13 protein-coding genes are annotated in these 12,943 nt (G+C 67.3%); 5 read left to right on the top strand and 8 right to left on the bottom strand.

The genetic code is table 11. The features are described 5' to 3' along the window. Positions 1 to 170 precede the first annotated feature (170 nt). A complete protein-coding gene (recG, locus tag NOF53_RS08905) occupies positions 171 to 2,429 on the bottom strand; it encodes an ATP-dependent DNA helicase RecG (protein ID WP_255967425.1) in 2,259 nt (752 codons plus the stop codon). An 8-nt stretch (positions 2,430 to 2,437) separates the two neighbouring features. Next, positions 2,438 to 4,141: a DAK2 domain-containing protein gene (fakA, locus tag NOF53_RS08900; protein ID WP_255967716.1), complete on the bottom strand. Its 1,704-nt coding sequence runs from the start codon at positions 4,139 to 4,141 to the stop codon at positions 2,438 to 2,440. Between the two features lie 235 nt (positions 4,142 to 4,376). On the opposite strand from fakA, the gene rpmB reads away from it, so the two are divergent. Together rpmB and NOF53_RS08890 are read left to right on the top strand one after the other, a co-directional pair. Further along, a complete protein-coding gene (rpmB, locus tag NOF53_RS08895) occupies positions 4,377 to 4,568 on the top strand; it encodes a 50S ribosomal protein L28 (protein WP_109330998.1) in 192 nt (63 codons plus the stop codon). A gap of 148 nt (positions 4,569 to 4,716) precedes the next feature. Continuing rightward, a complete protein-coding gene (locus tag NOF53_RS08890) occupies positions 4,717 to 5,517 on the top strand; it encodes an enoyl-CoA hydratase/isomerase family protein (RefSeq protein WP_255967415.1) in 801 nt (266 codons plus the stop codon). Positions 5,518 to 5,520: 3 nt separating this feature from the next. Here the strand turns inward: NOF53_RS08890 and NOF53_RS08885 are convergent, their stop codons facing one another. From NOF53_RS08885 to NOF53_RS08875, 3 genes are read right to left on the bottom strand one after another with little or no spacing between them, the layout of a single operon-like run. Beyond that, positions 5,521 to 6,198, bottom strand: a complete 678-nt coding sequence (locus tag NOF53_RS08885) for a uracil-DNA glycosylase (RefSeq protein ID WP_255967714.1) — start codon at positions 6,196 to 6,198, stop codon at positions 5,521 to 5,523. Then, positions 6,195 to 6,716: a gamma carbonic anhydrase family protein gene (locus tag NOF53_RS08880; RefSeq protein WP_255967413.1), complete on the bottom strand. Its 522-nt coding sequence runs from the start codon at positions 6,714 to 6,716 to the stop codon at positions 6,195 to 6,197. The genes NOF53_RS08885 and NOF53_RS08880 overlap by 4 nt, the downstream gene beginning before the upstream one ends. A 9-nt stretch (positions 6,717 to 6,725) precedes the next feature. After that, positions 6,726 to 7,637, bottom strand: coding sequence for a thiamine-phosphate kinase (locus tag NOF53_RS08875; RefSeq protein WP_374212588.1), 912 nt, complete (start codon positions 7,635 to 7,637; stop codon positions 6,726 to 6,728). Between the two features lie 259 nt (positions 7,638 to 7,896). Between NOF53_RS08875 and NOF53_RS08870 the strand changes: the two genes are divergently transcribed. Both NOF53_RS08870 and NOF53_RS08865 read left to right on the top strand, forming a co-directional pair. Next, entirely contained in the window at positions 7,897 to 8,127 is a 231-nt protein-coding gene (locus tag NOF53_RS08870) for an Lrp/AsnC ligand binding domain-containing protein (RefSeq protein WP_255967412.1), read from the top strand. Then, a complete protein-coding gene (locus NOF53_RS08865; RefSeq protein WP_374212593.1) occupies positions 8,124 to 8,717 on the top strand; it encodes a DUF3515 domain-containing protein in 594 nt (197 codons plus the stop codon). The genes NOF53_RS08870 and NOF53_RS08865 overlap by 4 nt, the downstream gene beginning before the upstream one ends. 37 nt (positions 8,718 to 8,754) lie before the next feature. On the opposite strand, the gene NOF53_RS08860 is transcribed toward NOF53_RS08865, so the two are convergent. From NOF53_RS08860 to NOF53_RS08850, 3 genes are all read right to left on the bottom strand, one after another. After that, on the bottom strand, positions 8,755 to 9,861 hold the full coding sequence (locus tag NOF53_RS08860; protein ID WP_255967407.1) for a D-alanine--D-alanine ligase family protein: 1,107 nt from the start codon (positions 9,859 to 9,861) through the stop codon (positions 8,755 to 8,757). Positions 9,862 to 9,954: 93 nt separating this feature from the next. Further along, the gene (locus NOF53_RS08855; protein ID WP_255967405.1) at positions 9,955 to 11,079 is read right to left on the bottom strand and encodes a cystathionine gamma-lyase; all 1,125 of its coding nucleotides are present in this window, start codon (positions 11,077 to 11,079) and stop codon (positions 9,955 to 9,957) included. Between the two features lie 4 nt (positions 11,080 to 11,083). Next, positions 11,084 to 12,082: an NAD(P)H-dependent glycerol-3-phosphate dehydrogenase gene (locus tag NOF53_RS08850; protein ID WP_255967403.1), complete on the bottom strand. Its 999-nt coding sequence runs from the start codon at positions 12,080 to 12,082 to the stop codon at positions 11,084 to 11,086. Between the two features lie 97 nt (positions 12,083 to 12,179). On the opposite strand from NOF53_RS08850, the gene cofC reads away from it, so the two are divergent. After that, the gene (gene cofC / locus NOF53_RS08845; protein ID WP_255967401.1) at positions 12,180 to 12,917 is read left to right on the top strand and encodes a 2-phospho-L-lactate guanylyltransferase; all 738 of its coding nucleotides are present in this window, start codon (positions 12,180 to 12,182) and stop codon (positions 12,915 to 12,917) included. Positions 12,918 to 12,943: the final 26 nt, after the last annotated feature.

The raw sequence follows: 12,943 nt of genomic DNA, 5'->3' as shown, positions 1-12,943 counted from the left end.
CAAACTACCCCGCAACCTTCGGCGGCAGAGAAACGGTGTCCCATTATGCAGGATCGTCCGCAATCTTCACAAAGCAGCCCCTGACGTGTGCGAATTCTGCAATGGGCCGGAAACAGAGCAGCGAAGAATTACGTGAGCGGAAGTAATTTTTTCGTCCCGGCCGTGGAATCTCACGTCTTCTCGAGAAATTGGATACGGTCTGCGTCGAGCGCCGAGGTCACCATTGCGGAAAGGCCGGGGTGATTTTCGAGACGCGGATCGTCGGCCGTCACCGACCGGGCGAAGTCTGCGGCCGCCGCGATCACGTCCTCGTGGCCGAGAAGCGACAGCAACCGCAACGTCGAGGTGGTTCCCGATTGCGCCGCTCCGAGGATGTCGCCCTCACGCCGGGTCGCGAGGTCGAGCTGAGCGAGTTCGAAGCCGTCGTTGGTGGACGCCACGTTCTGCAGGCGCCCGAAGGCCGGCGCACCCGGATTCATCTCCGTGACGAGAATGCACAGACCCTGATGAGCACCCCGGCCGACCCGGCCGCGGAGCTGATGGAGCTGGCTGACCCCGAAACGGTCGGCGTCGACGATCACCATGATCGTCGCGTTCGGAACGTCGACGCCCACCTCCACGACCGTGGTGCACACGAGGACGTCGATGTCCCCGGCCGTGAAGTCGCGCATCACGGCGTCCTTCTCGTCCGTCGGCAGCCTGCCGTGCAGCAACCCGACCCGGAGGTCGGGCATGATCGTGCCGCTCAGCTCCTCGAAGACCTCCACGGCAGATTTGGTGTCGGGCTGTTTGTCGTCGAGAGAGTCTTCGCCGTCGCCCTTCTCACCGTCACCGATGCGCGAGCAGACGACGTACGCCTGCCGCCCCTCGGCCACGTCCTCGCGGATCCGTTCCCACGCGCGCGCGACCCATTGCGGTTTCTGGGACGCCGGTACCACACTGCTCTTGATCGGCGAACGGCCCTTCGGCAACTGGCGCAAGGTGGACACGTCGAGGTCGCCGAGCACCGTCATCGCGATCGTGCGGGGTATGGGCGTCGCCGTCATCACCAGCAGATGCGGGCTCAGGCCTTCGCGCGCCCGCGAACGCAGTCGGTCGCGTTGTTCGACGCCGAACCGATGCTGCTCGTCGACCACCACCATGCCGAGGTTGAAGAACTCGACGTTGTCCTGGATGAGGGCGTGCGTGCCGATGACGATGCCGGCGTCACCGCTCACCACCTCGAGCAGCGCCGCCCGCTTCGCGGCGACCGGCATAGAACCCGTCAGGAGGGCCACACGGGTCGCCTTCTCGTCCGCGCCGAGTTCGCCCGCCGTCGCGAGCGAGCCCAGCATTGCCCGCAGCGACCGCGCGTGCTGGGTCGCGAGCACTTCGGTGGGGGCGAGCAGGGCGCACTGATACCCGGCATCGACCACCTGGAGCATGGCACGCAAGGCCACGATGGTCTTGCCCGATCCCACCTCTCCCTGCAGGAGCCTGCTCATCGGGTGCGGCCGGGAGAGGTCTGCGGAGATCTCTTCCGCGACGGCGTGCTGGCCGTCGGTCAGCTGGAACGGAAGCCTGCGCTCGAACTCGTCCGCGATTCCGCCGGGTGCCGGCGGACACTCCGGTGCCGCCCGCTCGGCGTTGTCGTGGCGGCGGCGAGCGAGCACCAATTGCAGAGCCGCCGCCTCGTCGAACCGGAGCCGGTCGTGGGCGTTCTCGATGTCCTCACGCGTGTCGGGTAGGTGGACGAGGCGGAGCGCCTCGTCGAGACCGATGAGGCTCCGCTCTTGCCGGATCCGCTCTGGCAGCGGGTCGTCGACGTGGTCGAGTTGGTCGAGAACCTGCCGGACGCACTTCATGATCGTCCAGCTCTCCACCTCGCGCGTTGCGGGATATAGCGGGATCAGGGCGCGCTCGAACACGGACATGTCGACGCCTGCGCCGGGCTCCTGGGCGGCCCGGGCGATCCCAGCGAGATCACCTGCCCCGCGAATCCGCCCGACGTTCACGACGGGGTCCTCGCTCCCCGCACGCGGCTCCGGGAGGATCAGGTAACTCGGATGAGTGAGGCTCCACTTGCTGCGAAAGTACTTCACGGTGCCGGAGAACATCGCACGCACGCCGGGCTTGATCACGTGCTTGACCTTCTGCGGACTGAAGAACGTGACGTCGACGTTCTGGGTGTCGGTCGCGAGAACCACCTTCAGCATGCTGCCCGGTCGGTTCTTCATCTTCACGACCGCCGCGGACGTCACCCTCGCGATGATGGTGATGTGCTCACCCTCCGGCGGATCCTTCTCGGCCAGTTCGCGACCCTGCGACGCGTACCGGTGCGGATAGTGCCGCAACAGGTCCTCGACGGTACGGATGTCGAACGCCGTGTCGAGCGCGTCGGCGGTCTTGTGCCCGAGCAGGTGATCGAGCCTGTCGGCGAGTGTGGCCATCGAATTCCTCATTCCACCCCGAGTTGCAACAGATCTCCAGGTTGTCCACCGTGGTAGACCATCACCTCGACGCCGGGGTGCCGCTGCGAGATGTGATCGGCCAGCTCCGTGCCGAGCCCGTCCGGCGCTTCTGCGCCCATCAGGAGAGTGACCAGTTCGCCGCCTCCCCCGAGGACGACGTCGACGAGCCGTTTCCCGGCGGCGGCGGCGTCCGGTTCGATCACGATCACCTCGTGACCCATCAAGCCGATGCCGTCTCCCGGTTCGCACGTGCCCACGTAGGTCAACGCCCGCTCCCGTGCAATGCGCAGCGAACCCCACCGGGTGGCCGCCGCGGCCTCGGACATCGCGAAGGCGTCGTCGACCGCTTCCCGTTCCGGATCGTGCACTGCGAGGGACGCCAGCCCCTGCACCATGGACGAGGTCGCGAGAAGAAGCACCTCGTGCCGCGAATCGCGGGCCGCGGCACTCACGGCAACGAGTTCCTGGGCGGTGAGCGCCCCGTTGGGAAGGACCAGCACTTCCCTGCGTCCCAGCTGACGGATGATGCCGAGAAGTTGCGCGCGGGTGACGGGGGCGGCGTCACACCGGAGCACGGTCGCCCCCTCCCCGGAGAAGAGATCGGCGGCGCCATCACCAGCGACGACCGCAACGATGCCCCGATCCTCCTGATCGGGGCGAATGCGGACGGGAGAGAGGAGCCGACCCTGTTCGCGCGCGTCCACGAGGAAGCTGCTGACTCGGATCGTGTGTACACGTCCGGCACCGAGACCGGCCTCCACGGCGGCCCCGGCGTCCGCGCAGTGCACGTGCACCGACCACCCGCCGCCGCCGTCACCGACGATCACGGTGGAATCTCCCAGTTCGTCGAGCGCGCTCCGCAGTTCTGCCATCCGGGCCTCGTCCGTGTCGGCCACCAGGTACATCACCTCGAAGTCCTGCTGTGGGGAGCTTTCGCAGGCGAAGTGGGCGTCCCGGTGCAAGGCGATCTCGTTCGTCGCCGGCAACTCGGCCCCCGGCGATTGCGCTCCTACCGCTGAGTGGCGGGCAGACGGCGGACGGCGCGGCACTCGCAGCGCGATCGGCGCACGGTCCGGCCGCTCACCGGTGACCGCGGCGACGAAGGCGTCGAGGATTACGACCAGACCCAGTCCGCCTGCGTCGACCACGCCGGCGGTGCCGAGAACGTCGAGCTGGCCGGGCGTGCGGGCGAGCGCGGCCGCCGCAGCGTCTGCCGCGGAGCGCGCGGTATCAGCGACGGGCGCATCGTCCGGGAATTCCGCGGCCGCGTCCGCAGCGCAACGCAGGACGGTGACGATCGTGCCTTCCACCAGGTCACTGACCGCGTCGGTCACCAGGTTGGTCGCCATCAACAGTCCGGTACGCACGGTCCTGGTGTCGACGGCGCCGGTGACCGCCGCCTCGGCGACTCCGCGCAACACCTGAGAGAGGATGACTCCCGAGTTGCCCCGGGCGCCGGCCACCGCGCCGCGGGCGAGCGCGATGGCTACCTGACGGACGTCCGTCGAACCATGGTCGGTCCCGGCGTACCGATCGATCGCCTCGAGGGCCGCACGCATGGTGAACAGCAAATTCGTTCCGGTGTCGGCGTCCGGGATCGGGAACACGTTGAGACTGTTGATCTCCTCGCACCGTGCTTCGAGTCCCGCGACGGCCGTCCTGGCCCACGACGTCAGGACTCGGCCGTCCATCGGGTGCTCAGGGACCACTGGCATCCTCTCTCGCGGGTTCAATCGAAGGTGCCGTCAGACTAGTCGGGGGACGCCGACCGAGTCTGCCGTGCGAGGCCTTACGACCGAGTTTGGCCAATCAGCACTCGAGCGGCTACTCTTGCACGGTTGCCTCGTAAGGGCCGCGATCACTGCGGCCTGCCTACGTAGGGCCAGTTAAATTTCACAGTTCACTATCTTGAAGGAGTTCGCGACTATGGCTGCCGTCTGCGACGTATGCGCCAAGGGGCCCGGCTTCGGTAAGTCGGTCTCGCACTCGCACCGGCGTACCAATCGTCGCTGGAACCCGAACATTCAGACTGTTCGTGCTGAGGTTGCCCCCGGAAACACCCGGAAGCTCAACGTCTGCACGTCCTGCCTGAAGGCTGGAAAGGTTGCTCGGGGCTGACCCGACGCTGCGTGTTTTTGTCACAACACCCCCGACACCTCGGTGTCGGGGGTGTTGTCGTTTCCGCGTCCGGATCGCGCTCGTTCGCCAACGGTGCAGCGCATCGGGTCTCGGTGATGCCGGGTAGCACGCCACGTAGGGTGCAACCGTGACTTCACTCGATGGACTCAGCAAGGTACAGCTCGACGACGGCGTGCTCCGCATCACGATCTCTACCGCGGACAACGGCACGTCCCTCGACGGCGAAGGCCTCGAACAGGGCACGCGCGCCCTCGAGACCGTGGGCGACCGGATCGGCAGCGTCCTCCTCGTCGGCGAGGGCCCGAACTTCTGCGCCGGCGGCAACGTCCGCGCCTTCGCTTCCGCGCCCGTGCGCAGCGAGTACGTCGCCGAGATCGCACGCGTCTTCCACGTCTTCGTGCGGGCTCTCGACGCGGTGACCGTTCCGGTGATCGCCGGTGTGCACGGGTGGGCTGCGGGGGCAGGAATGAGCCTCGTCTGCCTCGCCGATGTCGCGATCGGTGGGCCAGGCACCAAGATGCGTCCGGCATACCCTTCGATCGGCTACACACCGGACGGCGGTATGTCGTGGACCCTTCCGCGGATCGTGGGCATCGCCCGCGCTCGCGAAATCCTGCTCACCGATGCGGTTCTGAGCGGCGACGAGGCCGTGCGCCTCGGCATACTCAGTCGCCTGGTCGGTGACGACGTGGTGCAGGACGAGGCGCTGCGACTCGCACGAACCCTTGCTGCGGGTCCGACCTCCTCCTACTCCGGGATCAAGACGCTGCTCTCCGCGTCGTCCACACGCACTCTCGCAGAACAACTCGACGCCGAGGCCGCCTCGATTGCCGTGGCAGCGGACAGCCCGATCGGACGTGAAGGCGTCGATGCCTTCGTCGAGAAGAGGCGCGCAGACTTCGCGTCGATCAAGGAAGTTCGGGCGTAAACGCTAGGGCAGCTCCCAGTTCACGGATTCGGCGCCGAGGCCGTCGAGCAGTTCGTTCGCTCGGCTGAATGGGCGTGAACCGAAGAATCCCCTCGACGCGGACAACGGTGAGGGGTGCGCGCTCTCGATCGTCGGCACATCTGCGAGCATCGGCTTCAATGTGGACGCGTCCCGGCCCCACAGAATGGCCACGAGGGGTTCTGGGCGCGCCACCAATGCGCGAATGGCCTGTTCGGTGACCGCTTCCCAGCCCTTCCGGCGATGGGACGCGGGAAGTCCCGGCTGGACTGTGAGAACTCTGTTCAACAGCAACACTCCCTGACGTGACCACGGTATGAGGTCTCCCGTGGACGGCGTCTGGAAACCGAGATCCTTGCTGTACTCGGTGAAGATGTTGCCTAGGCTGCGCGGAACGGGGCGCACGTCGGGTGCCACCGAGAAGCTGAGCCCGACGGCGTGCCCAGGTGTCGGATACGGGTCCTGACCGACGATCAGCACCTTCACTTCGGAGAAGGGGTGCGTGAACGCGCGCAGGACGTTCTCGCCTGCCGGAAGGTACTCCCTGCCCGCAGCGATCTCCGCGCGGAGGAACGCACCCATCTCGGTGATGCGATCGGCCACCGGCGCGAGAGCCTCCGCCCAGCCGGCCTCGACCAGATCTGACAGCGGCGCAGCCATCAGTCGAGCCGCCGCAGGGCGTCGCGGTAGTAGGCCGCGTTGGCCGAATACATCTTGACGTTCATCTCCACGTGCCCCTCGGGAACCTCGTAGCCGTCCCGGATCTTGGCGGGAACACCGAGTGCCATCCGCCTCGGCGGTACCTCGAACTTGAAGGGAACGACTGCGCCCGCCCCGACCACGGAACCGGCCCCGATCACCGAGCCGTTCAACACCACCGAGCCCGACGCGATGAGGCAGTCGTTCCCGATCGTCGATCCCTCGATGTGAGCGGCGTGCCCGACGACGCACCCCGAACCGATGACAGTGGGGTCGATCGGCGTGCAATGGATCACGGTGCCGTCCTGGATATTGGTCCCCGCGCCGATGGAGATGGTGCCGTAGTCGGCGCGGAGCACGGCCTGCGGCCACACCGATGCGCCCGCCGCCAGAGTGACGTTTCCGATCACCACCGCATCGGGATGGACGTAAGCGTCCGGATGAATGTCCGGTTCCTGCTCGCCGAGAGCGTAGATAGCCATGGGTGCAACTTATACCGAGAAACTCTGCCAGCCGGAGGCCCCCGGCCAGCGCCGGCCGTCGACCGAGATACCCGACCCCTCATGAACCGTTCCGATGCGAAACCACCCCTCCGGCAGCGGCACGTCGGACGGGAAAGTGGCAGCGAACCCGTGGTCTTCTCCCCCGGTCAACACCCATTCCCAGTAGTCGGTCCCCAGGACCGCGGCTGCGGATACCAGGTCGGGCGAAACGGCGAGGTCCTCCCGCACGAGTGACATGCCGACCCCCGACGCGGCACCGATGTGCCCGAGATCCGCGAGAAGTCCGTCGGAAATGTCGGTCATCGAGTGCGCACCCGCCTCGGCGGCGGCCCACGCCGCCGCATACGGCGGACTCGGTACGCGGTGGGCGGCAAGAAGGCCGGGAAACCGGGTCGATCCCGCGAGAAAGAGTGCCAGCCCGCCGGCGGACGCACCCAGCGTGCCTGCGACCGCGACGACATCCCCGGCCAGAGCTCCCGAACGAAGGACCGCGCGCTGCCCCCCGAGGTCACCGAGGGCAGTGACGGAAATCACGACGTGACCGGCCTGAACAAGGTCACCGCCTACCACGCCGGCGCCGAGTTCCTCGGCAGAGTCCCAGATTCCCGCGGAGATGCCGTCCGCCACCTCCACCGGGGTATCCGGCGGCAGACCGAGCGACACGAGAAACGCGGTGGGCCGCGCACCCATCGCCGCCACATCGGCCGCATTCTGCGCCACCGCCTTGCGTCCCACATCACGCGGAGACGACCAGTCGAGCCGGAAATGCCTGTCCTGCACCAGCATGTCGGTGGACACGACGACGCGACCGTCACCCGCCCGGACGAGCGCGGCATCGTCTCCCGGCCCGAGAAGTGTGGTGGGCGGCTGCACCCGGCCCGCCACGGCACGGTCGATCACGGCGAACTCCCCTACGTCCGCGACGGTGCGGGGAACGTGGGATCCCGGGGTATCCGTTGGTGTGATGATGTGCCTCCACGCGCGCCGTAGTGTCGGATCGCCCGGCGCAGCGCCAGTGTGCCCGGTCGACGGAATGTGCGACTGCGGTACCTTTTAGCTGTTGCCGGGACTCTCCGGCACGTGACCGATCAGCGCACCGAAGCACCCGCGACTCTACCGAGATCGATGTGGGGCGGAGCAGGGAAGGGCCGGAGCGAGAGTGCAAGCGTTCATCCTGATCCAGACCGAGGTGGGGAAAGCTTCGGCCGTCGCGGTGCAGATTGCGCAGATCACCGGTGTGCGATCCGCGGAAGACGTGATCGGGCCGTACGACGTCATCGTGCGCGTCAGCGCGGACGATGTCGCACCGGTAGTCCAGGAGATCCGCCGGGTCCCCGGTATCACCCGCACCCTCACCTGCGACATCCCCGAGAAGCCGAACACGATCTGAGCATGACCGAACCCGAATCGAACCCCACCGCGGCTACCGGCGTCGAACCCGTCGAGCGGCGGAATCCCGCGCTGATCGCCACCGCGGTGGCGCTCCCGGTCGCGTTGGTGATCGGCATCGTCGTTGCCGCGGTCATCGCCGGGCGTAATCCTGCGAAGGACCCGGTGTCGCTGGGTCCGGTGCCGGCGCCCGCGGCTGCTTCCGCGGAGTGCACGGCATTGATGACCGGTCTGCCGGACACGTTGGGCGAGTACACGCGGGCCGAACTCACCCAGCCGGCGCCTGCGGCGACCGCGGCTTGGCAACCGGCCGAGGGTGATCCCCTCGTCCTGCGATGTGGCCTCGACCGGCCCGCAGAGTTCGATCAGGCGTCACCACTTCAGGTGATCAACGGGGTCCAGTGGTTCGAAATCTCCGGGGAGAGCGCCGGAATCGACGCGAGCAGCTGGTTCGCCGTGGACCGCGGGGTCTATGTCGGACTCACCGTTCCCCGGGGTGTCGGCCCCACACCGCTGCAGGACATCTCGGATGCGGTGTCGAGGTCCCTGCCGCAGAAGCCACTGGATCCGGCTCCCGTCCCCAATCCGTGATCTGCGCCGGGAGACCGGCGCAGGCCGAGCACTTCGCCTAGCGCAGTCCGGTGCCGCGGGCGAGCGCGGTATCGACCAGTGTGGACACCAGGGTGCCGTAGTCGACTCCGATCGCTCCCCACATGCGTGGATACATGGAGATCGACGTGAACCCGGGCATGGTGTTGATCTCGTTGATGACCGGACCGTCTTCGGTGACGAAGAAGTCGACGCGCGCGAGGCCCTGGCAGTCGAGGGCGGCGAAAGCGCGCACCGCGAGAGCGCGAATCTCGTCGCTCACCGAGTCGTCGAGTTTCGCGGGCACATCGAACTCGCACACGTCGTCGAGGTACTTGCTGTCGAAGTCGTAGAACGCCTCGTCGTTGCCCGACGCTTCCGGCATCCGGATCTCGGCGACAACACTGGCCCGGACCTCGCCGCTCGGGAATTCGAGAACTCCGCACTCCACCTCACGTCCGCTGATCCCCGACTCGACGATCACTTTCGGATCGTGCTCACGGGCGTGGGCGATGGCGTTGCCGAGGTCGGCCCAGTCGGCCACCCGGGTGATGCCGATGGAGGAGCCACCTCGCGCAGGTTTTACGAACACCGGCAGATCGAGCCGGGACTTCTGCTCAACGGTGAGGCTCTCGGTTCCCGGCCGCAGCACCACCTGGTATCCGATGGGCAACCCCTCGGCCGCAAGCAGCTTCTTGGTGAACTCCTTGTCCATTCCCGCAGCGCTCGCGAGGACACCGGGGCCGACGTAGGGAATTCCGGCGAGCTCGAGCAGACCCTGAATCGTGCCGTCCTCGCCGTAGGCGCCGTGCAGGACGGGAAAAACCACGTCCACGGAGGCGAGGATTTTCCCCGCCTCACCGTCGTCGAGCGCGACAAGGTCGCCCGAGCGGGTGGGGTCGGCTGTGAGCGTCAAAGCGGAACCGCCGGCATCGACACTGGGCAGCGACCGGTCGCGGATGGACAGCGAGTCGGGATCGGTGGAGCCGAGAACCCACGCCCCTTCGGTCGTGATGCCGATCGGCACCACCTCGTACCGTTCCGGATCGAGGTTCCTCAGGACACTTCCGGCGGAGACGCAGGAAACGGAATGCTCGTTGCTACGGCCACCGAAGATGACGGCTACCCGGGTACGCGGTTTACTCACGAACAAACCGTACCGCCGCCCCGGCGTGCTCACTGCATCCACCTCTGAACATCGATTCTTCGCCGACCTCACGACCTCGGCACCCGCACTCGGTCACAGTGCCGATAGCGCCTGTTCGAGGTCGGCGAGGAGATCGTCGGTGTCCTCGATTCCGCAGGAAAGTCGTGCGAACCCGTCGGGAACGGGATCGCCCCACCTCGCCCGGCGATCGACCGTGGTGTGGATGCCACCGAAGCTCGTCGCCGAAACCAGGAGTTCACTGCCCGCCACGAAGCGATGGAACTGCTCGGCTGAGCCGAGTTCGAAGCTCACCAGCCCGCCGAATCGGCGCATCTGCTCCGACGCGACTGTGTGGGAGGGATCACCCGCCAAGCCCGGGTAGCGCACCGCGTGCGCCGAGGGATGCGCTGCCAACATGCCTGCAACAGCCTGTGCGTTGGCGCACTGCCGCTCGAAACGCAGCCCTGCGGTTCCGAGGCTCCGGTGCGCGAGCCACGTCTCGAACGGCCCCAGAACGGTTCCCGACAACGCTCTTTCGCGCTCCATCCCGGCAAGGAACTCGGCGTCCGATACTGCGACGTAGCCCATGAGGAGATCGCTGTGCCCACTCAAAACCTTTGTGCCACTCGCCACGACGACGTCCGCACCGAGCTGCAGCGGTTGCTGGCCGAGCGGTGTCGCCGTCGTGTTGTCGACGACGAGTACGGCGCCGGCGTCCCGGCACCGCTGCGACAGCACGCGTAGGTCGACGACATCGAGGGACGGATTGGCCGGAGTCTCGGCGACGACGACGGTCGTTCCTTCCGCCGACGCCAACAGGGTCGCGGTACTCTCACTCGCCATGTCGGAGGTCGTCACTTCGTGCACGGTGATGCCCATCGGCTCCAACCGCTCCCGCGCGTAGGCACGGACCTGGTAGTACCCGTCCGCGGGAACAATGACTGTGTCGCCGGCAGTGAGGAGGGTGCGCAGCGCGACGGTGACCGCGGACATCCCGGAGCCGACCACCAGCGCCCCGGAGGCGCCTTCGAGCGTTGCGAGCGCCGATTCGAGATCGCGCCAGCCCGGATTCGAGGCCCGCGCATACGTGTCAGTCTCGGTCCCCTCTTCGGCGCTCAGCTGGTACGGAGCGGCGAACACCGGCCCCCGCTGCATCGGAGATCCTGGAACGGATTCTCCTGCAACAGCTTTGACGCAACGGGTGGAGTCTCCACTCACGCGCTCACTCCGGCTTCGTACGACGACCGAGCAACTGGCCGATCGCATCCTGCACGACGAGACCCTCGTGACACACGCGGTGCACGGCGTCGGTGAGCGGCATCTCGACGTCGTAGCTGGATGCGAGCGCCCGGACCGACGAACACGACTTCACGCCTTCCGCGACCTGGCCGTGGGTGGCCGCCTGCGCGGTCTCCATGGACCCGCCCTGGCCGAGCCGTTCACCGAAGGAACGGTTTCGCGACAGCGGTGACGAGCACGTGGCGACGAGGTCGCCTATGCCGGCGAGGCCTGCGAGGGTGGTCGGTTTCGCGCCCAGGGCAACGCCCAGACGAATGATCTCGGCCAGGCCACGCGTGATGATGCTGGCAATGGTGTTGTCGCCCAACCCGATTCCGGATGCCATGCCGCATGCGAGGGCGATGACGTTCTTGCATGCGCCGCCGATCTCACACCCGATCACGTCAGAGTTGGTGTACGGACGGAAGTACCCGGTGGCCGAGGCCTTCTGCAGTGCCAGCGCCCTCGTCGAGTCGGTGCAGGCGATCACCGTCGCCGCCGGTTGTTCGATCGCGATCTCGCGGGCGAGATTGGGGCCGGACAGGACGGCGACACGCCCCGGATCGGCGCCGGTGACCTGGACGATGACCTGACTCATCCGCATCAGGGTGCCGGTCTCGATCCCCTTCGCGAGGCTGAGGAGGGTGGCGTCCTCGCCGATCATCGGACTCCACACCTCCAGGTTGCTCCGCAACGACTGGGAGGGAACGGCGAGGACGACGAAGTCGGCGCCGTCCAGGGCGGCCGCCGCATCGTCGGTGGCAGTCAGCGTCGGCGGAAGCGCGACGCCGGGCAGGTAGTCGACGTTCTCGTGCCGTCCGGCGATCGTTTCGGCGACCTCGGCCCGGCGCGCCCACATGGTGACGTCGGTTCCTGCATCGGCCAGAACCTTCGCGAAAGCCGTCCCCCACGAACCTGCCCCCAGTACAGCAGCCTTGCTCACACGGCCCCCTCATCGTCGATTCTCGGAATATCCCGCTCACAGTAGCGCCGATGCCGGGGCACGACACCGTCACGCGTGGACTGGCAAGATGTCGGGCATGAGCACCGCGACCCCACCCGTGACGCCGCGCGCGCACGTCCTGGTCGCGGTGAAGGAACTCCACGTGGCCAAAACCCGCCTTTCCGGGGTGTTCGACGTCGCCGACCGCACCGGCCTGGTGCTGTCGATGCTGCGCGACACCCTGTCGGTGGTCCGTGACGTCGACTCCGTGGTGGGTGTCACCGTGGTCACGCCCGATCCGGCAGTGGCGCGTCTCGCGCGCAGTGTCGGTGCCCATGTCTACGCCGACCCGGCCACACCGTCGGCCGAGGTCCGGACGGACGGGCAGGGCGAGCACGGACTCAATGCGGCACTGGCGGCCGCGGCCGATCACGTCCGGCGCAGTGAGCAAGGGGTGGACGTGATCGCCCTGCAGGCCGACCTCCCGTCGCTGCGTAGTGACGAATTCGGCGAAGCTCTCGCTGCGGCCAGAATCGGTGGTCGATCGGTGGTCGTCGATCATCACGGAACCGGCACCGCGGCCTTGTTTTCGTGCGACCCTTCCGTTCCACTCGATCCGCGATTCGGGCCCGGGTCTGCGCAGCGACATCTGGAGTCGGGCGCGCGCCCGTTGCACGGGCACTGGCCGGGTTTGCGGACCGACGTCGACACCGCCGACGACCTGGATACCGCTCGCGCACTCGGAGTCGGGCCTGCCACGCGCGCTGCGCTCGACGCGGCCACTCACATCGCCGCTTCCCCGGGCGGCAACTCGTCAGTGACGGGCGCATGGTGAATTTGCTCCATCAATTGTCCGCAGGA

It is taken from the genome of Rhodococcus tibetensis (assembly GCF_024438035.1).
Lineage (GTDB): Bacteria > Actinomycetota > Actinomycetes > Mycobacteriales > Mycobacteriaceae > Rhodococcus_F > Rhodococcus_F tibetensis.
Note: the sequence above shows the minus strand (reverse complement) of the source record. Positions and strands in the feature narration are given on the sequence as shown.

Excerpts from the sequence above, each read along its gene's own strand:
- recG (WP_255967425.1), bottom strand. The coding sequence starts at position 2,429 with ATGGCCACACTCGCCGACAGGCTCGATCACCTGCTCGGGCACAAGACC.
- rpmB (WP_109330998.1), top strand. The coding sequence starts at position 4,377 with ATGGCTGCCGTCTGCGACGTATGCGCCAAGGGGCCCGGCTTCGGTAAG.
- cofC (WP_255967401.1), top strand. The coding sequence starts at position 12,180 with ATGAGCACCGCGACCCCACCCGTGACGCCGCGCGCGCACGTCCTGGTC.
- fakA (WP_255967716.1), bottom strand. The coding sequence starts at position 4,141 with ATGGACGGCCGAGTCCTGACGTCGTGGGCCAGGACGGCCGTCGCGGGA.
- NOF53_RS08880 (WP_255967413.1), bottom strand. The coding sequence starts at position 6,716 with ATGGCTATCTACGCTCTCGGCGAGCAGGAACCGGACATTCATCCGGAC.